The following is a 22,869-nucleotide window of genomic DNA, read 5'->3' as shown; positions in this document are numbered from 1 at the left end:
GCGCGGAAGAAAAAGAGGTTGAGGTGTGCGGACCTCGGCCGGTAGCGTGCGCGACAACGTGACAGACCGCCAGGAGGTGAGACCCGTGAACGCAGTAAGCACGTGGGTGCTCCCCCTCTTCGTCACGGCGGGCGGCTGACACAGGGGTGTCGCCGGGAGTGCCACAACGACAAGGCACTTCCGAAAGGCAGCACCCTATGAATTCTGTGCATTTCGCTCCAGGCCCGGACGGGCACGCGGTCGTGGTCACGCGAGTCGCGGAGCAGCAGTGGCACGCCGTGGAGGACGGCCGGGTGGTCGGCCGCGGCGACGCGGCGCACCGGTTCGACGGCCGGCTCTTCGTGAGCGTGGACGCGTGGCACGGGGCGGCGTTCGACCGGCTTGCCGCCGCGATGGTGGCGGACCTGCCGGCGCCGCTCCATACCGTGGTCGACGAAGCCGACCTCGACTCGACGGCCAACTGGCAGCGAGCGGGCTTCAGGATCGGGCGCCGCGAGCGCGAGTACCTCGTGCCCACTGACCCGGAAGCCACCGGGCTGGGCTCTGTGCGACTGCCGCCGGGCATGACGATCGTGCCTGCCGGTGAGGCGCAGGAGGGGCCGCTACGCGCTCTGGACCGCACGATCCGCGACGAGGTCGAGGCCACGCTCGGCTGGCGGGCGATGCCGGCCGAAGTGCTGCCCCGCCCGGCCGGGAGCACCGTGGTCGACCCGTCGAAGTACGTGGTCGCGGCGGAGTCGGGCCGCTACGTGGGACTGCTCCGGGTGGCGACGGTACCCCGGCGGCCGCGGATCGGGCTGATCGCGGTCCGGGCCGACCGGCAGCGCCGTGGCATCGCCCGGGCGATGCTGGCCCAGGCGCTGGGCTCGTTGCACCGCTCCGGGGAGGCGACGGCATGGGCCGAGGTGGACGAGTCCAACGGACCGGCCAGGGCGCTGTTCGGCGGCGTCGGCGCCCAGCGCGTGGGCGGCAACCTGGAATTGGTCCGCGGCTGACGCCCCGCCCCACCCCCGCCATGGTGGCCTTCCACGCGATCGCGTTTTCTCTGCGATCCCACCAACCTCACCATCACCGAACGGAGAAGTGACAGAACTTGGCAAGAACAGCAAAGGGCATAGAAGTCGAGGGCACCGTCGTCGAGTGCCTGCGCAATGCCACCTTCAAGGTGGAGCTCCAGAACGGACACCAGGTGCTCGCGCACATCAGCGGGAAGATCCGGAAGAACTACATCAGGATCCTGCCGGTAGACCGGGTGCTCGTGGAACTCAGCCCGTACGACCTCACGCGCGGCCGGATCCTGTACCGGTACCGGGCGTAGGGGACCAGGACGCGCGAGCAACTGGGGCGTGCCGAGGACTTCGCCGCCACCTTGCGCACCCGCCTGAACCGGGCCGCGGTCGCTCGGATCTGATCCCTGTCGGCCCGTCGATGCGCCTCCGCGTCGACGACCCTGGCCGACATCAGGTACGCCATCGCTCCGGACCGGTACGGAACCGGGCCGGAGCGATGGCTGTTCGGATCACCCGGCAGGGACGCCGGACGTCCGCGCGGGCGGTGTCAGAGCACCCGGGCGGTCAGCGGTACCGGCGTGAGGCGGCCGACGACGACCTGCCCGTCATCCGGCTGCGTGCCGGTCCTGGCGTCCGGCAGGGCCCGGATGCCCAGGGTGTAGATCAGCGCGGTCTTGTCCGTGGACCCGGTGTTCAGATGTGGGTTGGAGGACACGATCAGCGTCTTGCCGCCGTCCTCGATACGGGCGTCCAGGTTCCCCGTGACGTACGGCTGGACGAAGTAGTAGCCGTAGGAGGCGCCGCCGGTGAAGGCGAAGCCGGTCGGGGTGGTGAAGCGCTGTTCGATGGTGCCGGGGTTGACCGGCTGGTTGCTCAGCGAGCGCAACTCCAGATTGAAGGTCGTGGTCTGGCCCGGAGCCGCCGCCGGGATCGACTCCTGCACCACGCGCAGCGCCGTCTCGTTCTGGGCGGTGCCGGTGATCTTGCCGGAGAGCTGGACGGGGGTGTGCCTGCCGACGCTGGCCGAGCCGTTGTCGTACCGTCCGGGCACGGCGTCGTTCCTGGCCTGCACGGGGATCGTGTAGATCACCGAACCGGTGTCGCTGGTGGTGGTGTTGAGGTGCGGGTTGGCCGTGATGACGAGGGTCCGGCCGCCGTCCTCGACGCGGTGGGCGAGGTTCCCCGTGACGACGCCGTGGATGGTCTCGTAGTACGCGTACGTGGGATGGCCGGTGAAGACGAAGCCGGTCGGGGCGGTGAAGCGCTGGGTGATCGTGCCGGGGTTGACCGGCTGCCCGGCGGGCGCCGTGTACTTCACGTTGAAGGCGGTGTACTGGCCCGGCGCGATCTCGGGCACGGTGTCCTGGAAGATCGTCAGCGCCTTCTCGTCCGCGATCGGCTCGGGTACGACGACGGTGACCGGCAGCGTGTACGTGTTGTCCTTGAGGTTGAGGTCGCCGCCGTACTGGATCTCCAGCGTGGAGGTGTACGTGCCCGGCGGGGTGCTGTCCGGCGCGGTGATCCGGAACACCCCGTCCAACGTGCCCTGGTGGGCGAGGAGTTGCTGCCCGGTGAAGGTGCGGGTGAGCCGCCGCCCGGTGGTGCCCGGGCCGCCGCTCAGACCGTCGGCCAGCGTCAGTACGACGGTCACGTACTGCCCGTCGGCCGGGTTGGGCCCGCGGCTGCGGATCCGGGCGCCGAGGTCGAACTCCTGGTCGCGCTGCACCCGATAGGGGTTGACGACCTCGCCGTACAGGTCGGCGGAGGGCGGGGGCGGCGGGGTCATCTGGGCGACGCTCGTGACGCCACGGACGCGGTGGTTGCTGCTGTCGGCGATGTAGAGGTTGCCGGCTCGGTCGAGGGCCACCCCGTAGGGGTAGAAGAGGCGGGTGGCCGCGGCGGGGCCGCCGTCGTCCACGTATCCGGCGGTGCCGGTGCCCGCGACGGTGGTGATGACACCGTCCGAAGTCACCTTGCGGACACGGTGGTTGTGCCCGTCGCCGATGTACAGGCTGCCGGCTTCGTCGAGCGCCAGGCCCCAGGGGTAGTGGAGCCGGGTGCCGATGGCAGGTCCGCCGTCCGAGACGTAGCCCGCCGTGCCGTTGCCCGCGACGGTGGTGATGATGCCGTTCGTGGTGACCTTGCGGATGCGGTGGTTGTGCCGGTCGGCGATGTACAGGTTCCCGTCGCCGTCCACCGCCACCGCCACGGGGTAGTGCAGTCGGGTCGAGATCGCCGGTCCGCCGTCGGAGACGTATCCGGCGTCGCCGTTGCCCGCGACGGTGGTGATGTTGCCGTTGGGGGTGACCTTGCGGATGCGGTGGTTGTAGTGGTCCGCGATGTACAGGTTGCCGCTGCGGTCCACGGCCACCCCGTACGGGTAGTGGAGCCGGGTGGCGATGGCGGGTCCGCCGTCGGACACGTATCCGGCCTCGCCGTTGCCCGCCACGGTGGTGATGTTGCCGGCGGGAGTGACCTTGCGGACGCGGTGGTTGTAGGTGTCCGCGATGAAGACATTGCCCGCGTCGTCCACCGCCACGCCCCCGGGATAGTGGAGCCGGGTGGCGACCGCGGGCCCGCCGTCGGAGACGTATCCGGCCTGGCCGTCGCCCGCGACGGTGGTGATGTTGCCGTTGGGGGTGACCTTGCGGATGCGGTGGTTGTTGCGGTCGGCGATGTAGAGGTTGCCGTTCTTGTCCACGGTCACGTCGTAGGGGTACTGGAGCCGGGTCAGCGCCCCCGGCCCCCCGTCGGAGATGAATCCGCCCACGCCGTTGCCCGCGACCGTCGCGATGGCGCCTTCCATCAGGCCCGTGGGCTGCGGACCGGTTCCCGTGCTGGCTGCGGTTGTCATGATTGCTGCTCCTGTCGGGGTCAGAGGATGTGGCCGGACAGCGGTACGGGGGCCAGTCGGCCGATGACGGCCTTCCCGTCCTCGTACGAGCCGGGTGCGGCATCGGGCAGGGCGCGCACCGAGAGGGTGTAGAGCAGCGCCGTCGCGTCCGTGCTGCCGGTGTTGACGTGTGGGTCGGACTCGACGACGAGGGTCTTGCCGCCGTCTTCGATGCGGGTGGTGAGGTTTCCGGTGACGGCCGGTTTGACGTAGTAGTAGCCGTAGGAGGCGCCGCCGGTGAAGGCGAAGCCGGTCGGGGCGGTGAAGCGCTGCACGAGGGTGCCGGGGGCGACCGGCACGTCGTTGAGCGAGCGGATCTCGACGTTGAAGGACGCCGTCGCACCCGGTGCGGCCTGCGGAACGCTCTCCTGGGCCACCCGCAGCGCCCGTTCGTCCTGACCGGAGCCGGTGACCTTCCCGGAGATCTGGATGGGGGCGTGCTTGCCGACGCCGGCACTGCCGTCGGCCGAGACGCCGGGCCGGGCGCCGGGGAGCGCCTGGATGCCGATGGTGTAGACGAGGGGGCCGGTGTCGCTTGTGGTGGTGTTGACGTGCGGGTTGGCGCTGATGGTCAGGATGCGGCCGTCGTCCTCGATCAGATAGTCCAGGTTTCCGGTGATCACGCCGTGGATGGTCCCGTAATAGCCGTACGACGGCTGGCCGGTGAAGACGAAGCCGGTGGGCGCGGTGAAGCGCTGGGTGACGACTCCGGGGTTGACCGGCTGTCCGGTGGGCGAGTTGAACAGGACGTTGAACTTGGTCTGCTGCCCGGGAGCCGCCTCGGGCACGGTCTCCTGGCGAATCTCCAGGGCGGTCTCGTCGCTGACGTCCCGGGGGACGACGACCGTCACGGGCAGGACGAAGGTGTTGTCCTTCAGATTGAGCTCGCCGCTGTACTGGATCTCCAGGGTGCATTCGTAGGTGCCCGCGGGAGTGGTCTCGGGCGCGCTGACGCGGAACAGCGCGTCCAGGTGGTCCCAACCGTTGGGCAGCGCCTGGAAGTAGGGGACGATCTTCACGCCGGGGAAGGTGCGGGTGAGCCGCCGTCCGGTGGTGCCCGGGCCGCCGGTCAGGCCGTCGGCCAGGGTGAGGACGACGGTGACGCTCTCCCCGTCGACGGTGTTCGGGCCGCGGTTGCGGATCCGGGCGCCGACGTCGAACTCCTGGCCGCGCTGCACGGTGTGCGGGGCGACGGCCGCGCCGTACAGGTCGGCGATCGGGAACCTGGCCGGGTCGAAGCGGGTCGCCCCGGCGACCTTGCGCACGCGGTTGTTGTTGCCGTCGCCGATGTAGAGGTTGCCGTCGCCGTCCAGCGCCACGGTGTTGGGGAAGTAGAGCCGCGCGGCGTCGGCCGGGGTGCCGTCGGCGTCGTAGCCGCCGGTGCCGGTGCCCGCGATGGTGGTGATGATGCCGCCCGGGTCCACCCGGCGCACCCGGTGATTGGCGCTGTCGGCGATGTAGAGGTTGCCGTCGCCGTCCACCGCAAGACCTTCGGGGGAGTTGAGCCGGGTCTTGACCCCGGGCCCGCCGTCCGCGACGTACCCGGGATCCCCGGTGCCTGCGACCGTCCGGATGACGCCGTCGGCGCCGACCTTGCGCACGCGGTGGTTGCCCGTGTCGGCGATGTAGAGGTTGCCGGCCCCGTCCACAGCAAGCCCCTTGGGGCCGTTGAGTCTGGCGGTGGTGGCGGGGACGTCGTCCTTGTCGTACCCGGGATCCCCGGTGCCCGCGACTGTCCGGATGACGCCGTCGGTGCCGACCCTGCGCACCCTGTGGCCGAAGCGTTCGGTGAGATACAGGTTTCCGGCCCCGTCCAGCGCGATGGCGAAGACGTTGCTGAGGCCGGCGTCGACGGCCCTGCCGCCGTCCGCGGTCCCCGTCCCGCCGCCCGCGACGGTGGTGATGATGCCGTCGGGCGCCACCTTGCGTACGCGACTTGAGCCCCACGTCGCGAAGTACACGCTGCCGTCGGCGCCCACGGCCACCGACACCGGCTGGGCGATCTGTGCCGCGGTGGCCTGCCCGCCGTCACCGCTGAACCCGGAGGTCCCGGTGCCGGCGATCGTCCGGATGATGCCGTCGGCGCCGACCTTGCGTATCCGGTGGTTGTTCGTGTCGGCGATGTAGAACGTGCCGGACCGGTCCGTGGCCACCCCGGTGCCGTTGAGTGCGGTGTCGGTGGCGGGGACGCCGTCCTCGTCGTACCCGGCGGCGCCGGTACCCGCCACCGTTGTGATCGTGCCATTGGCCACAGCAGTTGGTGTCGCCATCACTCCTCCTTGCCGAAGTCCATCGGGATGTCGGACGGTCTGGGTGCCAGGCCGAGCAGCCAGCCGCAGGCGTCCGCACAGCGCCCGGCCGCCCTGCCGTCGCCGTAGGGATTGCGTCGTACGAGTGGCTGGTCAGCAGCACCCAAGAGGGCTCCCTCACGCGCGAATTCCTTTTCCGCGGCCGCGACGATCTCCGATTCCTGGGTGCCGACCAGGCGCGCGAGGCCGGAATCGATCCCCTCGGTCCGCTCGGTGTTGTCACGGGTCACGAGAACCGGTACGCCAAAAGCAGCTGCCTCTTCCTGGATTCCACCCGAGTCCGTGATGGCGAGAATGGAACGGGCGAGGAGCCGGGCGAAGGTGTCGTACGGAATGGGACCCGGCAGATGAACATTGGGGCGGTCACGGAGAGAATCTTCGATCGCGGTACGCACCACCGGATTCATGTGTGCCGCCACCACGAAGCTGACGTCCGGGTATTCCTGGCTGAGAATTGCCACCGCCTGCCCGATGCGCCGGATCGGAGCGCCCCAGTTCTCTCTGCGGTGCGCGGTCACCAGAACCAGCGGAGCGGAATCCCGCTCGATGCGATGCAGCGGTGACGCGGGTTCGGGCCCGGCCGGCGGGCGGCGGCTCGCGGAGACCACCGCGTCGATCACGGTGTTGCCGGTCACCACGATCCGCTCGGCCGCCACTGCCTGGGCGAGGAGATTGCGCTGGGCGGTGTGGGTGGGCGCCAGATGGAGATCGCTCACCTCGGCGATCATGCGCCGGTGCGCCTCCTCGGGGAACGGGCTGCGCAGATCCGCGGAGCGCAGCCCTGCCTCCACGTGCACCACGGGGATCGAGGAGAAGAACCCGGCCATCGCCCCGGCCAGGGCCGATGAGGTGTCGCCCTGGACCACGACCGCGTGGGCCGCGGGCGTGTTCAGCCCCTTGTCCAGCCCCCTGAGCAGGCCGGCGGTCAGCTCGGTGATGGAGTGCGCGCCCGGTGGCAGGGTCAGCTCCGTCTGCGCCCGCAGCCCGAAACAGGCGAGGGTGTCGCGGACCACCGTGCCGTGCTGGCCGGTGGTGACGACGACCGGAAGCGCCCAGCGTTTCCGCTTCAGCTCCTGAACGACGGGGGCGAGTTTGATGGCTTCGGGGCGGGTGCCCACGATGACGGCGATGCGCTGGCGTTCGTTCAACGCGATGTGTTCTCCGTCCGTCGCACGGGATATTTGACCGTCGCGTCGACGGCATTGCGAAGAAAAAATTGGCGCACTGGATCACCGCCCGTCGCTCAGCGGAATGGAGGAACGCGCAAAGGCGCGGAGGCTGAAGGGCCGAACACCCATCGTCTTGAGCGTGGCCCGCCGACGACGCTAACTCTGAGGCTCCGCGGCGTGCAATGGCCCCGATCCGGCATGAATGGCCAAATCCGGGCAGCGTTCACGGTGGGGGATGGGAAAATTCCAGGTGTGCTTGCGGATTAAGGGAATCCCGTCACCCCCGGGTCGGCGCGAAACAGCCTCCGGCCGTCTCGTACGCGCCGCTTCGGGGTCTGGCCAGCAGCGGAATTCTGGGTGACAGTGGTCGAGCCCTCGTCCCGCCCCGACTCGTGCTCATCCCCCCTGCCCGGAGGTACGGCCGCGCCATGTACATGGGATTCACCTGGCCGCTCGTGGGCGGCATGGCCGCGGCCCGGGCCGGGGCGCCCGGCCGCGCCGCCCTGGTGGCGGCGATCGGCGCGATGGTGCTGCCCGCCGGGTTCGTCCTGGGGCGGGAGTTGCAGCGCCGGCGGACCGGAAGGGAGCGGTGGGCACCGGCCCCCGGGACCGGAACACCCCGCCTGCCCGTGCCCCGCCGTCCGCACCCGGCTCCGGCCGCCTCCGTGGGCGCATCCCTGACGGACCGTCCACAACAGGAGATCCCTCGGTGAAACGCCTCCTCCTCAAGGCCGTCGACTCCATCGGCTACACCGTCATCGGCCTGTCCGCCGGCTATCTCGCCGTCGCCATGGGCGCCGGGCTCCTCGAACTGCGCCGCCAGAAAGCCGCGTTGCGGGTCCAGGGGGACAGCGCGTACGACCGCCCGCACCTCGGCCGTCTCGACCACCGCGACCTCTACGTTCTAGTTCCCTGCCTCAACGAGGAGTCGGTGATCGCCACCACGGTCACCGGGCTGCTCGGGCCCCGTACCACCGTCGTGGTCATCGACGACGGCTCGGACGACGCCACGGGCCAGGTGGCCGAACGGGCGGGGGCGCGGGCAGCCGGTGGCGAAGGGGAAGTGGCCGTGCTGCGCCGCGAACCCCCCAACGCCCGCCAGGGCAAGGGCGAGGCGCTCAACCACGGCATCCGGCTGATCCGCGAGCGGGTCGCGGCCCGCGGCCAGGACCCGGCCGAGACGGTCGTCTGCGTCATGGACGCCGACGGCCGCCTCTCGGACCGGGCGCTGCGTCACATCCTGCCGATCTTCGACGATCCCCGGGTCGGCGGCGTACAGCTGGGGGTACGCATCCGCAACCGCCGCGGCAACTTCCTGACCTGGTTCCAGGACTACCAGTTCTGGGCCATGGCCGCCGTCACCCAGTTCGGCCGCAACTGGACGTCCACCGTCAGCCTCGGCGGCAACGGCCAGTTCACCCGCCTCTCCGCGCTCGACGCACTGGGCGAACGCCCCTGGTCACAGTCGCTGACCGAGGACTTGGACCTGGCCATCAGCCTGGCCGTACGCGGCTGGCGGCTGCGCACCACCGCCCACGCGTCCGTCGACCAGCAAGGGGTGAGCGACCTGCGACGGCTCATCCGCCAGCGCACCCGCTGGTACCAGGGCCATATGACGGCGATCCGGCGGATGGGCGAGATCTGGCACGCGCCCCGGATGGGGCACCTGGCCGCCCTGGAGATGTTCGCCTACCTCCTGGTCCCCTGGGTGCTCGACCTGCCGTGGTCGCTGCTCTTCCAGTACTGCCTGATCTGGTTCATCCGCAGCCCCAACGTGCTGGTGCTGCGCGGCCGTCGGGCGGCCGCCGTCAACGCCACCCACCTGAAGTGGCCTGCCAACCTCGCCGCCTGGTACCTGCTCACCTTCGCCCCCGCGCTCATCACTTCCTGGACTTACCTGCGCCGCGACAGGGGCGTGGGCGTGGGCCGTGCCCTGCTGCTCGGGCACTCCTTCGTCGTCATGAACTACCTGTCGTTCCTCTGCGCCTGGCGGGCCCTGTTCCGCATGGTGCGCGGGCAGACGGGCTGGACCAAGACCACCCGCGAGGTCGAGGCGGCGGCCCCGGCCTGAGCCCGCCCCCCTCGCGCGGCGAGAAGACGCTCGCGCTCGCATGTTGCGGGCCGAGCCGCGCAGTCGGATGTGCCCACTAACCTGGCGCCATGCCTTTGCTGAGCCATGCCGTGCTGACCGATCCGGAGTTCGTCGTCCCTGCGGTGCCCGGTTCCCCGCCCGGTGGTGGTGCCTGGCTGAGGTCGTCCGTCGCGCGCTTCAGCAATGGTGCTGCCCATCGCCGCAAACGTGCGCTGACGGTGGCCGATCTGGCCTCCGTCGATGCCGGGCGTGGGGACGGCCCGGTCGAGGTGCTCGCCAGCACGGTGGCCGGTCGCACCGATCCGCCGGTGCCCCTGACGGGCCGAGTGGCGCCGGACGGCGGGCTCGTGGAGGTCGGCCTCGCCGAAGTGCCCTTCGGGATCGGCCCCCATACTTGCCCCGGCCGCGAGCACACGCCGGCTCTCGCGGCCGGCCTGGTGGAAACGAGGACCCGTTGAGCACCGCGTTCCACGCACTGCATCACGCGGACCGGCCACTGCTGCTGCCCAACGCCTGGGACTTCGCGTCGGCCGCAGTGCTGGCCGCCGCCGGATTCGCCGCCATCGGCACGACCAGCCTCGGCGTGGCTGTCGCCCATGGCCTGCCTGACGCCGCGGGAATGGCCCGTGCCGAGACCCTCGCGCTGGCGCGGAGGCTGGTCCGGTTGCCGTGTCCGGTCACCGTCGACATCGAGGCGGGCTTCAGCGCCGACCCGGGGGAAGTCGGCGACCTGGTAGCGGAGTTGGCTGATCTGGGGATCGCCGGGATCAACCTGGAGGACGGGCGGGGCGACCGGCTGGCCGACCCCGCGACTCAGACGGCGTTGATCCGCGAGGTCAAGAGCCGTGCACCGGCGGTGTTCCTCAATGCCCGCGCGGACACCTACTGGCTCGGGCTCGACGCCTCGGTGCCCGCGACGCTGGACCGCGCGCGACGGTACGTGGACGCGGGCGCCGACGGGATCTTCGTGCCGGGCCTGGCCAGGGAGGAGGACATCGCCGCCGTGACCGCCGCGGTGCCGGTGCCGGTCAACGTGCTGCACCTTCCCGCCCTCGGCCTCGACCGGTTGGGGGAGCTGGGCGTGCGGCGGGTCAGCACCGGTTCCCTGCTCTTCCGCGCAGCCCTGCACGCCACGGTCACCACGGCGGTCGCGATCCGGGAAGGCGAGCCCCTGCCCGCCGGCATCCCCAGCTACGCGGAGGTCGACGCGCTCAGTCGCTAGCGGCGGTCCGCCGGACCGGGCAGCAGAGGTCAAGAGGTCTGCCGGTGGCGACGGCGTTGATCAGGGCTTTCGTCGTCCTGCTGCTGGGCTGCGGGGTGGTCGGGGCCGTAGCCGCTGGTTTCCTGGTCGTACCAGTCGGGGCGCTGGCCGGTGGGCACCGGGGCGGCGAAAAAGTTGGTGTGCGGGGCCGACGGAACCAGGTAACGTCTTTGTCATGTTCTTCCAGACGCCGATTTACGAGTGAGCGCGTGACGGGCCCCTGCTGACGTCCTTCGATGTCGCCGCGCCCGTCCCCCACCGATGAATCCGTAGATCACTTCACTTCATTACCGGGAGAACCCGTGACCGTGAGCAAGAACATCAACAACCCCGTGGGCATGGGCGGCGGCCAGCGCAAGCGGCTGTCCCGCGCCGAACGGCAGAACAACGGTCCGCACCGCAACCTCGACCGCCAGAGTGCCGCCGACCAGAAGGCGGAGCTGGTGCGCAAGATGCGCGAGAAGGCGGGCGCGGCCGATGGCGCGGGCCAGACCGGCGACGACACCGCACAGAGCTGACGCACCGCCGCCGCAGGGCGGCACCGCATGGGGCAGGGCCCGGACCGCGACGCGCGGTCCGGGCCCTGCTGCCCTACCGGTCGCGGCCGGTCCCGCTCAGCTCTTGGCCGGGCACCGGCGTCTTAGCCGACCCACCCGGGGCAGCCACAGATTCAGTGACCCCGTCACCGCGACCACCCGATCTGCAGATGGCTATAGCCAGGACCCGCTCATAGGGGCTGTGATTGTGACGCAGGGCCGGCCACCAGACCTGTCGACGCCGATGATTCCTAGCCCGTGCGGGAGTCTGTCTTCCGGCAGCAACCTCCTGGAAGGCGGCCTCATGACTACCCTGCACGACTTGCTTGAAGCCCACGTAGGTGCCGGTAGGCTGCCGGGCGCCGTCGCTCTTGTGGCACGCGGCGACCGGGTCGAGGTGGAAGCCATCGGTTCGCAGGACGTCGTGGGCGGCGCCCCGATGACCAGGGACTCCATTTTCCGGGTCGCTTCGATCACCAAGTCCGTTACCGCTGCAGCGGTGCTGGTCCTGGTGGAGGAAGGCCGGCTCGCACTGGACGATTCGGTCGGGACGTGGCTGCCGGAGCTGGAGAAGCCGTTGGTCGTACGCACTCCGGCGAGCCCGGTGGACGACGTGGTGCCGGCCGCCCGGCCCATCACCGTGTTCGACGTGCTGGCCTCCCAGGCCGGGTACGGATTCTCCTCCGACTTCACCCTGCCCGCGGTGCAGCACTTGTTCACGGTGCAGAAGGACGGCCGGGTGCCGAGCAACTTCCCGCCGGCGGACGAGTGGATGTCGGCGCTCGGCAGTATTCCGCTGCTGTACCAGCCGGGAGATGCCTGGCTGTACGACACCTGCTCCGTACTGCAGGGGGTGCTGATCTCCAGGGTCACCGGACAGTCGCTGCCGGAGTTCCTGGCCGAGCGGATCTTCGGTCCGCTCGGCATGTCGGACACAGGTTTCGAGGTGCCGGCCGTCAAACGCGGCAGGTTCACCAGCTACTACCGCTCCGGAGACGACGGCGGTCTGGAGCTCGCCGACGGCCCGGACGGGGAGTGGAGCAGTCTGCCCGCGCTGCCGCTCGGCAATGGCGGACTGGTCTCTACCGCCGACGACTGGCTCGCCTTCTGCCGGATGCTGCTGGCCGGCGGGCTGGCGGCCGACGGCACCCGGGTGCTGTCGGCCGACTCCGTACGCATGATGATGACCGACCATACGAATCCGGATCAGCGCGACATCGGCCGGCTGTTCCTGGAGGGCCAGGGCTGGGGCTTCGGTGGCTCGGTCGATATCGACCGGACCAACCCGTGGAATGTCCCGGGCCGTTACGGCTGGGTCGGCGGCACGGGCACCACGGCGCACGTGATCCCGGCAACGGGTGCGATCACCATCCTGCTGACCCAGGTGGCGGCGATGAGCCCGGTGCCGGCCCCGGTGATCAGGGAGTTCTGGCAGTACGCGGCCGGCGCCTGACACTCGCATCCCCGGCCCGCAGCCTCACGGCGTGGGCCCAGCTGATGGAGGCGCTGGTGGCTGAGCGCCGCCCCGACCGGCTGGTACCGCCGATGGCCGGTACCGTCGCGATCGGGGGCGGTTGTGCACCTGCCGACCGCCGCCATCGAGGTGGGCCGGGGCCTGTCCTCGACGAGCGGCGTGCCGGCTGGCGTCGCCTGCCGTCTACCCGGCACGGAGGCGGGGCCAGCCTGCGGCTAGCGCAAATGCCGAACGAAGAACCCGGCCGCGGCGTCCCCTGCGAACTGCGGGACGCCTGTGTGCCCGCCCATATTGGCGTTCAGCGTCTTCTCCTTGGAGCCGAAGGCGTCGAACAGGTCCAGGGCCGCCTGCCGGTCGTTGCCTGCGTCGTCCCACTGCAGCAGGACGTGCAGCGGAATGGAGACCTGGCGGGCCTCCTCGAACATGGCGCGAGGGACGAAACTCCCGGCGAACAGAACAGCGGCCGAGATGCGCGGCTCGACCACCGCCAGCCGGGTCCCGATGGAGATCACTCCCCCCGAGTACCCGACCGGGCCGCCGATCTCGGGCAGCGTCAGGAGGGTGCCCAGGGCGGCCTGCCATTCCGGGACCGCCTTGTCGACCAGCGGGAGGATGAGGGCGTCGATGATCTCGTCGCTGACCGGTTCGCCGGCCTCCATAGCCCGGCGCAGGTCGGCGAGAGCCTGCTCGGCGGCGGGCCAACGGGGCCGGTCGCCCTTCCCGGGAAGCTCGATGGTGGCCGTGGCGAAGCCGTCCGCCGCGGCGTGCCGTGCTCGGGCCACCAGGCGGGGGTACGCCTTGCGCAGCCCGAGAGGAGGGGGGCCGAGCAGGATCAGCGGCGAGGGTGCGGATGCGAATCCGGGCGTCCACAGGATGCCGGGGATCTCACCGAGGATGAATTCGCGCTCAAGGACGCCGTCGTCGAGACGCTGTTCAGAAGTGAATTGCATGATCGTGCCTTTCGGGAGTGCCATGGAACGGCGCTCCCGGACGACCTATCGCCCGACCGTGACCCCGGAGGAGAGCACCCATGTCGATACTGCGTTCACGGGTACCACCTCCTCGTTCTCTCGCACGGCCTCCGGGAGATTAGCAGTGGCCGCCAGGCCCGCCCAACGGGTTTTCAGAGGTCCCGTGGCCGGACACCTCGGAGCCACCGCCCAAGCGATCATGGTCCGGTCCTCCTCGGACGCCTCCAGCAGATGAGGCTGCAGGCCCCAACGGGACGAAGGTGTCGTGGAGTTCGAGGCGTCGTCCCCGGCGGACGGCCAGGCGGTTGTACTGGTGGAGCAGGGCGACGTTCGCGGCGCACGGCCCCGGTACGCGTAGACAGTGAGGACTGAGGACTGAGGACTGCTGAGACTGAATGGGACTGGTAGAGGCGGACCACATGGCGTCCATGCCCGCGTCGACCCAGACTTTCTGACCCTGGCGGTAGCTCTGCAGGTGACAGATGAGAGGGTCGGACGGGTGAGCGAGACACCGAAGAACACCCTGCAATACCGCTCTGACGGGCCAGAGGACGCCCCGGTCCTGGTCTTGGGACCGTCACTGGGTACCACATGGCACAGGTGGGCGGAAGCGTCTTCTGGCGTCCACATGGTGTAGATCGATGCTGTTCACGCTGGTGGGGCCGCTGTGGTCCAGGTGCGTCGACCGTGTTGATGACAGGAACGTGACACGTGATGGTCACTGAGGCCCCCGCGGGGCAGGGTGCTGGCAGGGGCCACAGCGTTCGAGGAAGGGGCCCGTTGAGCCGAGGGCTCCGGAACGGGACGTGGTGGACGGTGCCCCTGGTGTGCCATGTCGGCCCAGCATTTGAGTGCGCGCTGGCGGCAGCCAGGATGTAAGGCGAGCCGGGCTGCGCCGGTGAGGCCCGGGGCAGGCGACCGACGGGTCTACCGACCGGTCGCAGCTCGAATGGCTCGCGGAACTCGTTGGATCTCAGAGGAGCTGTGTGCGGCATCCCTCGAACCGACCGCCAAAGGCTCCTGGTCCGCGATCTTGCGTGTGCGCCCTATGCGCAGTGTGGGCGTCAGGAGCAATATCCTGACGCTCGTTCTGATGAGGCAGTAGTCCGAAGCGGCGGCGGACGCAAGGCTTAATTCTGTCAGTCCGGGGTGCGCCGAGCCCCGCTTCTTCGTTCCCCGTTCGTCACCCCTGGTATGAGGACTCCCCGCATGCGGATGCGAGGGCCACAGAAGGTGACCCTCGCCCCCTGGCTCACGTGCCGACCACAACCGTTCGCCCTGGCTGAGTCACGCTCTATCTGCGCTGCGTCTGGTCTGATGCCATGGCAAAGAGGGTGGGGCAAACACCGGGGGCAGGGGGAGGTGTCGCAATGGGTACATCCACACGCTGGGAGGGGCCGAAGGGAGGGCGGTGGGCCTCCTCTGGTGGGCGACTGGCGCGCTGGCCGTGCGGATCGCGGGATCCCGATCAGCAGTTGGGTGAGATCGCCGCGGACTATCTGCGTGCCCTGCAAGAAACGCTCCGCACCGATCCAGCGGCGTTTGGTCTCTACGACACTGCCTGCGCGGCCGGTGAGCGGCTCGCCGGAATGTTGGGTTCGTTGGCCGAGGAGGGAGCGCGGTCCGAGAATGCGCTGATTGCCCGTTTAGTCTCTGAGGTCGGCGGAGATGGTGGCACATTGGCCGATGCTGCGGTGCGTAGGGGGTTGGCTGCAGCGGTTCGCGACGTGCGGGACAGGCATCCTGAGCTGGATGACGTCATGGGCGCAGGAGCCGCCGGGGGCGGCTTCGCCTGGGACATCCTCTGTGACCTCTACCAGTTGTTCTTTGCCGACATGGTGGGAGAGTTTCTCCGGTCGGTGGTCGCCGAGCACGTCATCAAGCCGGCTGTGCCGGCTCTCATCCTGGTTGATCCCGAGGGGAAGATCGCCGGTTGGATCGCCGAGAAGGTGGTTGACCTGGTTCCGAACCCCTGTGAGCGGTCCGCTGAGGCTACGGAACTCGCGCAGGCAGTCGACACCGCGAAGTCGGTGGTGGACATGACCCAGGATCCGTCACTTGTGCTGCCGAAGATCGCCGAGAAGTTGGTACCCGGAGCCGTAGGCAAGGTGCTCGGTCTGATCGCTGAAGAGGTCGTCGGAGATGAGGGGGCTGTGGCATGACGATGGATTCCGAGCTCGCCCTGTGGTGGCGTCAGCACCCCGGAGATCGGCCTCATGGCGGTCGATGGGCCGAGATCGGCGAGGACTCATTCCGCGAGGACGAGCGACGCATCACAGGGCTGAATCGGCTACCGGGGCAAGTCCCCGACTGGGCAGAGGATTTGTTCCGCGTGGCCAGGGCAGCCTTCATCGCTGACAAGTACACACGGCGGGAGGGTGCGCGTGATCGCTGGACCCGCAGCATTCGTCTCTGCGTCCCTGTCACGGCGTACGAGAGGTGGCAGAGCACGGACGGCGAGCTCGCCGCGCTCCTCCAGATCCTTACGGCAGATCTCTGGGATATAGAGTTCCGCCCTCTGGCAGCCCACCACGTACAGGAGGCCATCCCGCATTTCGGCGCCGAGCGCGCGGGCGAAGTGGCCGTGTTTTCGGGTGGGTTGGACTCTTTGAGCTGGGCCGCCGTTCGCGCCTGCGACGAAGCCTCCCAGCCGATGCTGCTCGTGATGTTCGGCGAGGGTGGCAGCTTGTTGAGCCTTCAGCAACGTGTGTATGAATCCGTCGAGCGATTGTGCGGTGCACGACGGCTGATGCTGCTTCAGATGAGTCAGACCGCCCACGGTGACGGGTCCGGCCGACGCCTTGAGCGGTCCTCACGTACGCGCGGCCTGCTGTATGCGGCTGGAGCAATACGTGCTGCAACTGCACATGGAGTGGACACCGTTCATGTGCCCGAGAACGGACAGCTCGCCCTCAACCCACCGTTGACTCCAGCGCGTTCCGCAGCCCTTTCAACTCGTTCCGTTCACCCCTGGACGCTGGCTCGCCTGAATTCATTGATCGGTACTGTCGCAGGTGATCAGGGAGCAGTTCGGGTGGTCAACCCTTGGGCGTGGATGACGAAAGGCGAGGTGTGCAAGGCCGGTAGCGACGCGGGCCTTGCACGGGCGGACTTGGAAGCCACGCTGAGCTGTGGCAAGTCGCCCACAAAATGGTGCGGCGGACCGCCCAACTGCGGTATCTGCTTTCCCTGTCTGGTACGCCGCTCTGGATTGCTAACCGCATATGGCACCGACAGTACCGTCTACCAGGGCAAGCCGTGGTCGACCAGTATCTCTGAAGCGCGCGGGGAGAACTGGCGAGCCCTACAGCGATGGCTGCTGAGTCCGTATTCGCTCACCGATGTTCTGACCGACGTTCCGTTGCCACAGGGAACTGATCCGGGGGCAGCATTCGAATTGATCAGGCGTGGACGGGGCGAACTGGCGCGACTGATGGACATAGCAGATGGGGATGTCGCTGAAGCGGCCTTACGAGCTCGTGCATGGTTGGCGGTAGCGCGCCGAGACCTTGATCGTTGATCATGGTCTGTGTGGTGGGGAACCGGGTTCGTGCGGCAATCATCCGAAGCCAGCGGATCACTGGGCTGTCGCCCGACGTGATCGCTGAACTCGTTGCCGAGATCGGCCCGTTGTGGCATGAGCGTCACCAGGCGGCACTCATTGCGCGTCCTCGCCGCAGAGCCCTGGGTGCTGGGGCTAAACACAAACTGGTCTTCGTCGACCGGCTGTTGGCAACGCTGGTGCATCTCCGGCATGGCGCCACGCACGACGTACTCGCCTGCTGGTTCAGTGTCGACCGCTCCACCATTACACGTGCGATCGGTGAAGTGCGGCCATTGCTCGCCGAGCGGGGCTGCACGATCGCGTCCGGTCTGCGGCTGCGCACCCTCGCCGAGGTCATCGACCACCTCGGCGCCGACGGGGGCACCGGGATCATCGACGGGACCGAGGTCCGGGTGCGCCGTCCGGCTGCCGGACGCAAGGACCGGGAGAAGTTCATCTCCGGGAAGAACAAGCAGAACGCTGTGAAGTCGATGGTCGTCACAGACGCCGAGGGGCGGCTGCTGTTCTGCAGCCCGGCCGAGCCGGCGAGCTGCGCGGACATCACGCACGCCAGGAAGTTGGGCCTGGTCAAGCTGCTCGTCGATGGGCCCGCCGTGGAGATCTTGGCCGATGCCGGCTACCAGGGGCTGGGTGCCCAGACCGGCGGGCGCGTGGTGACGCCACCACACCGCAAGTTCAAGAAGAACCCGCCCGAGTGGTACGAGGAGATACACGAACGCCCGCGCAAGGCGCACTCCTCACGCCGCATCCGGGTCGAGCACGGCATCGGTCACCTGAAGAACTGGAGATCCCTCGCCCGGCACCACGGCCGCCGCGAGCACGTGAGCGACATTGTCCAAGCCGTGGCCGGGCTGCTCTCGCACCAGCAGGTCGCCACGATGGCCAGCAGTACGCGAACGTGAACAACAACCGCCAATCCGCGGCCTTCGGCGCGCTACCGCCAACCGTGCACGAGCTCGTTAGTCGGCGCCGGCCTCACTGGATCCAACTCTCGTGACCAGGTTCCAACTAGCTTGTCACGGCTCAAGAGGGGCGGGCCGGCGTCCACCGGCGCAGGCCACCACTGCTGTCGCTGAGGAGTTCAGAAAGATCGTGAACACCGACGACATGTCCACCGCGTCGATGCAGCCGGTACGGAGAAGCTCTCCCCCAGCCTGCCGGAGGATGTCGACGGTCGCGGCAAGGCCCTCGACTGTGTGGCCACGCCTAGAGGCCGCACGCAATCGAATCCCGAACACACCCGCGTGCCGGTTGGCAGGGACCAAACCGTCCCACACGACGAAGGCCCCCCCCCGCAATCAAGGCGTCACGAGCAGGTCCGCATGCCGGAGTCTGATCGCAAAGCATGTTGATGAGGTCCTCGCGAGTCACGCTTTGCCCCGGTGACAGGAACGCCGCCAATCGGCTGTGTGTGACACGTGTCGCGCCTCTCTGATGACAATCAGGCTGCTTCGATCTGGATGTTCCCGCAGCCTATTCGGTGCCGTCAGTGACAACTATCGAGCCTCGGCACATCGAGACCGACGAACTGTCCGTATGGCAGGCCCAGGGCTCCGTCGTTCTCGCGTTCCGGCCGGGAATGATCACGTGAGCCAGAGCGTCGCGAGTGGCCGGGCCATGTCCCGTCCGTGATGACGCAGTCCCTCGCCGACGTCGCCCTGGCCTGGGCGGACCGTAGGGCGCCGTACTGGAGAGCCACTTCACATTTTCGTGACCGCATGCCCGGCGCACGACAGTCATGTAGCCGCCAGGCGGAGGCCCCATGGCGACCGTTGCCGGCGCACCGGTTCGCGCAGCCCCCTCCGTAGCGCCGGACGTGTCAGGCTTTCTTGACCACGCGGGACTTGAGCTGCACGGGTCCGCCGTCTTCGTCGTACGCAGTGCGGGAGCCGTCGCGTTGCCCGATGCGCTGTGAGCGGAAGCCGTTTTCTTTCTGCGGAAAGCCCCAAGCCTCACTGGTGTTGAGGGTTGGGGCTTTCGTTGTGCTACTGCTGGGCTGCGGGGTGGTCGGGGCCGTAGCCGCTGGTTTTCTGGTCGTACCAGTCGGGGCGCCGGCCGGTGGGCGCCGGGGCGGGCTCGCGCATGCTGGCGCCGTAGGCGCTGGTGGCTTTGTGGGTGACGGGGTCGGCGAGGGGGGCGGGCCAGAGCTGGAGGAGGTAGGTCTCGACGGGGTCGCCGGCTTCGCGTACGTCGCCGGCGTCGCGGTTTTTTCCGTGGACCAGGAGGCGGTAGCTGCCGGGGCCGGGGAGGGCCAGCACGGGTGCCTCGTCGGGGTCTTCTTCGCCGGGGCCGATGGAGATGCGGGCCGTGGTCCAGGTGAAGGAGATTTCGGCGGCGTCCTGCCAGTCGTCCAGGTGGAGCGTGGGGGGTCCGTCCCAGAGTTCGGCCGTGACGTCGATGTCTCCGCCTTCCACGGCGCAGACGATCGCGGCGTAGTCCTCGCGAGCGGCGACGAGTCCGTTGGCGGTGTGGTCGAGGGGGACGTCTTCGAAGGTGTCGAGGTCGATGAGGTCGAGGGTGCCGTGGGCGATGAAGAGGTGAGTGTCGGAGACGCGGTCGATGAGTGAGGCCATGGCAGGGCTCCTTACGGCGGAAGGGGGACAGCATGTTCGCTGTCCCCCAGGGGTTTTACGCTACGCGGCTGGTGTTACGGGCACTGCACCAGCGGGTGCATCGCGGCGTCGCTCTGGGCGGTCGGGATGTTGGTGACGTTGACCCAGAACTTGTCGTTCTCCAAGAGCCTGTTGGCGTTGTACCAGGACTGCCGGGCGCGGCCTTCGAGGCGGTTCTGCGCGGCGGGGAGCATGTGGCAGGAGAAGTCCGGGTTGACGCTGGCGCCCTGGTGGGTGGAGGCGAAGGGGTATTCGTCGCAGCTCTTCCCGGCCGGGCGCGGGATCGAGGAGGGGCAGGCGGTGCGCCGGTTGGCGCGTATCAGGGTCTGGTCCATGGTGCGTGTCAGCGCGGGGCCGTGGCCTTGCCATCCCCAGTGGTTCTTGAGGTTGTGCTGGGCCCAGTCGATGTGCCAGGCGACCTGGTCGAAGGGGCCGGTGACGGAGATGTTGTAGCTGGGGGTGTAGTCGGGGTAGACGCATCCCCCGGCGGCGGCCGGGCTCATCCGGGGGGTGTTGTCGCACCGCACGTTGAGTTTGGGGCCGAGGTCGATGCTGACCGGTGTGTAGGGGGCGGCCTCGTAGTTGAGGTGCGGGGCCTGGGCGTCGGTGTTGGTGACCGCTCCGGGGGAGTCGATGACGATGTCCCAGTTCCGCGTCGTGCCCAGGGTGGTGATCTGCGGGGTGCCTCCGGTGGAGGTGCAGTGGCCGCATGTTTCCGTGATGGTGGCGACGCCGAGTTCGGCGGCCGCGACGTTGGTGGACAGCAGCCGCAGGGTGACCTTGTCGGTCCAGCGGTGCCGGTTGCGGGCGTCGAGCTGGACGTTGGAGGTCCATGCGAAGTTGGCGCTGCCCTGGTACTGGTGCTCGGGCTCGATGTAGAAGTCGACGCGGAGACCGCCGGAGGCGCACGAGCTGGTGCGGTCCGTTCTGACCTGGCCGACGGTACAGGTCACGGCCTGTTCGGTCGCGACGTTCTGCGCGGTCAGCGGGGTGAGCTGGGCGGTGGCGCTGTGGCGGGGCTGGAGTGTGGGTGGGGCGGCGTCTGCTGTGGCGGCTCCTGTGAATGCCGAGCTGACCGCGACGAGTGCGGCCAGCAGGATTCCCCCGCGTTTGATCATTTTCACCGATCGTGATCCTTTCGTTCGGATAAGGCGGGGTCATGTTTCAGGTGTAAAAAACGGGGCGTCAATGGCCTGTTGAAGCGTGTGGGTTGGTTTCGGCCAGCATGAAACGCGTGGGGACGATTTCTATGTGCTGGCCATGCGGTGGATTCACAGGTGGGAGCCGCGGGAATCGTTGTCCGGAATCTTGCTTCCCGCATGTGGAAGCGGTGTGTCTCGGCCTTCACGGCCATCGCATTTCGGCGCCTTCGCGTAGATCTTCAAATTCCACACGCAGGTTCCGTGCAATAACGCGCAGGGCAGTACCGGGGATTGCGCGGGTGTTTACGGCTCCAACTCCCACATGAGTGCAATCCCGCGACCAGCGAAGATGCGATGCCGTTCCTCGTCGCCGAGATCATTGTTGTTGTCGCTCTTCTCCAGGGGCACCGTCAGCGTCGTCAAGGTTCCCGTCATCGCGGTTCGCCGGCTTCTTCGACGGTGTGACTGACGCGGGGGAGGCGGCGGAGAGGGAGCTGTACGCGCTGACGCCCAACTCGCCTAGCCCGTATGGCCGCTAACCAAGCACTCGCGACTCTGCGTTGTAGGAACCCCTAACGAGCTGATCTGCGGGGTGGTTGGATCGCTTCGGATCTTTCTGCTCCCCGCGCACGCGGGGATGGTCCCGGCGTCAGCCGGTTCGTCGAAGAACTGGGCGCTGCTCCCCGTGCACGCCGAGAGGTTAGCTGAAGGCCCGGTCGGCCTGGTTTAGCGAGGGGCGTCGCGTCCGTGACGTCGTCAGCGGCTGGCCCGAAGCCCCTAGGGCGTGTCCGATGGGTCACGTGACTGTCCGGGCCTCTCGTCGTTCCGGTCGGTGTGGGGCGGGGCGACTTGTCGAACGAGGAATGGGCCCGGCTGAGGCCGTACTTGCCGAGGAACGAGGGGCGGGGCGGGAGGTGGAAGAGCCACCGCCAGGTGATCAACGGGATCCTGTTCCGGCAGCGGACCGGCATCCCGTGGCGGGATCTCCCGACGCGTTTCGGGAAGTGGCAGACGGCCTATGACCGTCATCGGCGTTGGTCAGCGGATGGCACGTGGGACCGGATCCTGCGGGCGGTCCAGGCCGAAGCCGATCTTGAGGGCCGACTCGACTGGTCTATGGTGGGCGTGGAATCCACCGTGTGCCGCGCTCACCAGCATGCTACCGGCGCCCGCAAGCAGGCGCCGCAAAAACCCCGGCAAGCGCACCCGCCCCGTCCAGCACCGTGCCGATGAAGCCCTTGGCCGTTCTCGGGGAGGGCTGAGCACAAAGGTTCACCTGGCGGGTGAAGGCGGGCTGAGGCCCTTGGCCCTGCTGATCACACCGGGTCAGTGGGGCGATGCCCCGCAGATGATTCCCGTCCTGGAGCAGATCCACGTTCAGCGTCCGGCCGGTGGGCGCCCGCGCACCCGGCCGGATCATCTGAGCGGCGACAAGGCGTACAGCTCCCGCCATAACCGGCGTTATCTGCGCCGCCGCCAGATCCGGCACACCATTCCCGAGCCCGAGAACCAGCGTGCCAACCGCCGACGCCGTGGGAGCGCGGGCGGTCGGCCTGTCGGCTTCCCCGCAACGGTACGTACACAGGAACGAAGTCGAGCGGCTCATCGGCAGGTTGAAGATCAACCGTGCTGTGGTGATGCGCTTCGGCATGAGGGCCTACGTCTTTCACGGCACGGTCACCGTCGCCGCAATCCGGCTGTGGCTCCGCCGGTGAGACCTGACTGGTGTTGCATGTCCTCCGGGACGCCATGGCTGACTGAATGTCCCCGACGGCAGGGGAAGGGTCCGGAACGAGGGGACACGTCGCGGTCTCCCTGGGGTCGGTGGCTGGAGG

Annotated in this window: 18 protein-coding genes and 1 pseudogene; 12 read left to right on the top strand and 7 right to left on the bottom strand. The window is 68.7% G+C overall.

Going from position 1 to position 22,869, the window contains the following annotated elements; all coding sequences use genetic code 11:
- Positions 1–197: 197 nt before the first annotated feature.
- Together OHA17_RS08540 and infA are read left to right on the top strand one after the other, a co-directional pair.
- Positions 198–995: a GNAT family N-acetyltransferase gene (locus OHA17_RS08540; protein ID WP_406505496.1), complete on the top strand. Its 798-nt coding sequence runs from the start codon at positions 198–200 to the stop codon at positions 993–995.
- A 98-nt stretch (positions 996–1,093) separates the two neighbouring features.
- A complete protein-coding gene (gene infA, locus OHA17_RS08535; protein ID WP_398877194.1) occupies positions 1,094–1,318 on the top strand; it encodes a translation initiation factor IF-1 in 225 nt (74 codons plus the stop codon).
- A gap of 239 nt (positions 1,319–1,557) precedes the next feature.
- Here the strand turns inward: infA and OHA17_RS08530 are convergent, their stop codons facing one another.
- The 3 genes from OHA17_RS08530 to wecB are packed head-to-tail and all read right to left on the bottom strand — an operon-like array spanning position 1,558 to position 7,360.
- On the bottom strand, positions 1,558–3,864 hold the full coding sequence (locus OHA17_RS08530) for a hypothetical protein (protein ID WP_406505493.1): 2,307 nt from the start codon (positions 3,862–3,864) through the stop codon (positions 1,558–1,560).
- A gap of 20 nt (positions 3,865–3,884) precedes the next feature.
- Positions 3,885–6,173, bottom strand: a complete 2,289-nt coding sequence (locus OHA17_RS08525) for an NHL repeat-containing protein (RefSeq protein WP_406505491.1) — start codon at positions 6,171–6,173, stop codon at positions 3,885–3,887.
- Positions 6,173–7,360, bottom strand: a complete 1,188-nt coding sequence (wecB, locus tag OHA17_RS08520; RefSeq protein ID WP_406505489.1) for a non-hydrolyzing UDP-N-acetylglucosamine 2-epimerase — start codon at positions 7,358–7,360, stop codon at positions 6,173–6,175. The genes OHA17_RS08525 and wecB overlap by 1 nt, the downstream gene beginning before the upstream one ends.
- A gap of 449 nt (positions 7,361–7,809) precedes the next feature.
- On the opposite strand from wecB, the gene OHA17_RS08515 reads away from it, so the two are divergent.
- From OHA17_RS08515 to OHA17_RS08500, 4 genes are all read left to right on the top strand, one after another.
- Complete coding sequence (locus tag OHA17_RS08515) at positions 7,810–8,094, top strand: hypothetical protein (RefSeq protein WP_406505487.1); 285 nt, start codon at positions 7,810–7,812, stop codon at positions 8,092–8,094.
- The gene (locus tag OHA17_RS08510) at positions 8,091–9,452 is read left to right on the top strand and encodes a glycosyltransferase (protein WP_406505485.1); all 1,362 of its coding nucleotides are present in this window, start codon (positions 8,091–8,093) and stop codon (positions 9,450–9,452) included. The genes OHA17_RS08515 and OHA17_RS08510 overlap by 4 nt, the downstream gene beginning before the upstream one ends.
- Before the next feature lie 89 nt (positions 9,453–9,541).
- On the top strand, positions 9,542–9,931 hold the full coding sequence (locus OHA17_RS08505) for a hypothetical protein (protein WP_406505483.1): 390 nt from the start codon (positions 9,542–9,544) through the stop codon (positions 9,929–9,931).
- Entirely contained in the window at positions 9,928–10,695 is a 768-nt protein-coding gene (locus OHA17_RS08500; protein ID WP_406505482.1) for an isocitrate lyase/phosphoenolpyruvate mutase family protein, read from the top strand. Before OHA17_RS08505 ends, OHA17_RS08500 begins: the two co-directional genes overlap by 4 nt.
- 29 nt (positions 10,696–10,724) lie before the next feature.
- Here OHA17_RS08500 and OHA17_RS08495 read toward each other — a convergent pair whose 3' ends face one another.
- Positions 10,725–10,853: a hypothetical protein gene (locus tag OHA17_RS08495; RefSeq protein WP_406505480.1), complete on the bottom strand. Its 129-nt coding sequence runs from the start codon at positions 10,851–10,853 to the stop codon at positions 10,725–10,727.
- A 183-nt stretch (positions 10,854–11,036) separates the two neighbouring features.
- Here OHA17_RS08495 and OHA17_RS08490 point away from each other — a divergent pair, with 183 nt between their 5' ends.
- Together OHA17_RS08490 and OHA17_RS08485 are read left to right on the top strand one after the other, a co-directional pair.
- Positions 11,037–11,252, top strand: a complete 216-nt coding sequence (locus OHA17_RS08490) for a DUF6243 family protein (RefSeq protein WP_406505478.1) — start codon at positions 11,037–11,039, stop codon at positions 11,250–11,252.
- A 322-nt stretch (positions 11,253–11,574) separates the two neighbouring features.
- Positions 11,575–12,723, top strand: a complete 1,149-nt coding sequence (locus OHA17_RS08485; RefSeq protein WP_406505476.1) for a serine hydrolase domain-containing protein — start codon at positions 11,575–11,577, stop codon at positions 12,721–12,723.
- A 236-nt stretch (positions 12,724–12,959) separates the two neighbouring features.
- On the opposite strand, the gene OHA17_RS08480 is transcribed toward OHA17_RS08485, so the two are convergent.
- Positions 12,960–13,694, bottom strand: a complete 735-nt coding sequence (locus OHA17_RS08480) for an alpha/beta hydrolase (RefSeq protein WP_406510666.1) — start codon at positions 13,692–13,694, stop codon at positions 12,960–12,962.
- Between the two features lie 1,496 nt (positions 13,695–15,190).
- Between OHA17_RS08480 and OHA17_RS08475 the strand changes: the two genes are divergently transcribed.
- The 3 genes from OHA17_RS08475 to OHA17_RS08465 are packed head-to-tail and all read left to right on the top strand — an operon-like array spanning position 15,191 to position 18,182.
- Positions 15,191–15,877 (top strand): hypothetical protein, encoded by a 687-nt coding sequence (locus OHA17_RS08475; RefSeq protein WP_406505475.1) that lies wholly within the window; start codon positions 15,191–15,193, stop codon positions 15,875–15,877.
- On the top strand, positions 15,874–17,235 hold the full coding sequence (locus tag OHA17_RS08470; protein WP_406505473.1) for a 7-cyano-7-deazaguanine synthase: 1,362 nt from the start codon (positions 15,874–15,876) through the stop codon (positions 17,233–17,235). The genes OHA17_RS08475 and OHA17_RS08470 overlap by 4 nt, the downstream gene beginning before the upstream one ends.
- 11 nt (positions 17,236–17,246) lie before the next feature.
- Positions 17,247–18,182: a transposase family protein gene (locus tag OHA17_RS08465; RefSeq protein WP_406505471.1), complete on the top strand. Its 936-nt coding sequence runs from the start codon at positions 17,247–17,249 to the stop codon at positions 18,180–18,182.
- A gap of 1,083 nt (positions 18,183–19,265) precedes the next feature.
- On the opposite strand, the gene OHA17_RS08460 is transcribed toward OHA17_RS08465, so the two are convergent.
- Both OHA17_RS08460 and OHA17_RS08455 read right to left on the bottom strand, forming a co-directional pair.
- Positions 19,266–19,853: a hypothetical protein gene (locus OHA17_RS08460; protein ID WP_406505469.1), complete on the bottom strand. Its 588-nt coding sequence runs from the start codon at positions 19,851–19,853 to the stop codon at positions 19,266–19,268.
- A gap of 74 nt (positions 19,854–19,927) precedes the next feature.
- Complete coding sequence (locus OHA17_RS08455) at positions 19,928–21,010, bottom strand: NucA/NucB deoxyribonuclease domain-containing protein (protein ID WP_406505467.1); 1,083 nt, start codon at positions 21,008–21,010, stop codon at positions 19,928–19,930.
- A gap of 858 nt (positions 21,011–21,868) precedes the next feature.
- Here OHA17_RS08455 and OHA17_RS08450 point away from each other — a divergent pair.
- Positions 21,869–22,749: pseudogene (locus OHA17_RS08450) on the top strand (IS5 family transposase).
- Positions 22,750–22,869 lie beyond the last annotated feature (120 nt).

The sequence above is a fragment of the Streptomyces sp. NBC_00212 genome (assembly GCF_045206365.1).
In the GTDB taxonomy this organism is placed as follows: Bacteria; Actinomycetota; Actinomycetes; order Streptomycetales; family Streptomycetaceae; genus Streptomyces.
This window is presented reverse-complemented; position numbering and strand designations above follow the sequence as displayed.

Excerpts from the sequence above, each read along its gene's own strand:
- OHA17_RS08540 (WP_406505496.1), top strand. The coding sequence starts at position 198 with ATGAATTCTGTGCATTTCGCTCCAGGCCCGGACGGGCACGCGGTCGTG.
- OHA17_RS08530 (WP_406505493.1), bottom strand. The coding sequence starts at position 3,864 with ATGACAACCGCAGCCAGCACGGGAACCGGTCCGCAGCCCACGGGCCTG.
- OHA17_RS08525 (WP_406505491.1), bottom strand. The coding sequence starts at position 6,173 with ATGGCGACACCAACTGCTGTGGCCAATGGCACGATCACAACGGTGGCG.
- OHA17_RS08515 (WP_406505487.1), top strand. The coding sequence starts at position 7,810 with ATGTACATGGGATTCACCTGGCCGCTCGTGGGCGGCATGGCCGCGGCC.
- OHA17_RS08505 (WP_406505483.1), top strand. The coding sequence starts at position 9,542 with ATGCCTTTGCTGAGCCATGCCGTGCTGACCGATCCGGAGTTCGTCGTC.
- OHA17_RS08485 (WP_406505476.1), top strand. The coding sequence starts at position 11,575 with ATGACTACCCTGCACGACTTGCTTGAAGCCCACGTAGGTGCCGGTAGG.
- OHA17_RS08480 (WP_406510666.1), bottom strand. The coding sequence starts at position 13,694 with ATGCAATTCACTTCTGAACAGCGTCTCGACGACGGCGTCCTTGAGCGC.
- OHA17_RS08470 (WP_406505473.1), top strand. The coding sequence starts at position 15,874 with ATGACGATGGATTCCGAGCTCGCCCTGTGGTGGCGTCAGCACCCCGGA.
- OHA17_RS08460 (WP_406505469.1), bottom strand. The coding sequence starts at position 19,853 with ATGGCCTCACTCATCGACCGCGTCTCCGACACTCACCTCTTCATCGCC.
- OHA17_RS08455 (WP_406505467.1), bottom strand. The coding sequence starts at position 21,010 with ATGATCAAACGCGGGGGAATCCTGCTGGCCGCACTCGTCGCGGTCAGC.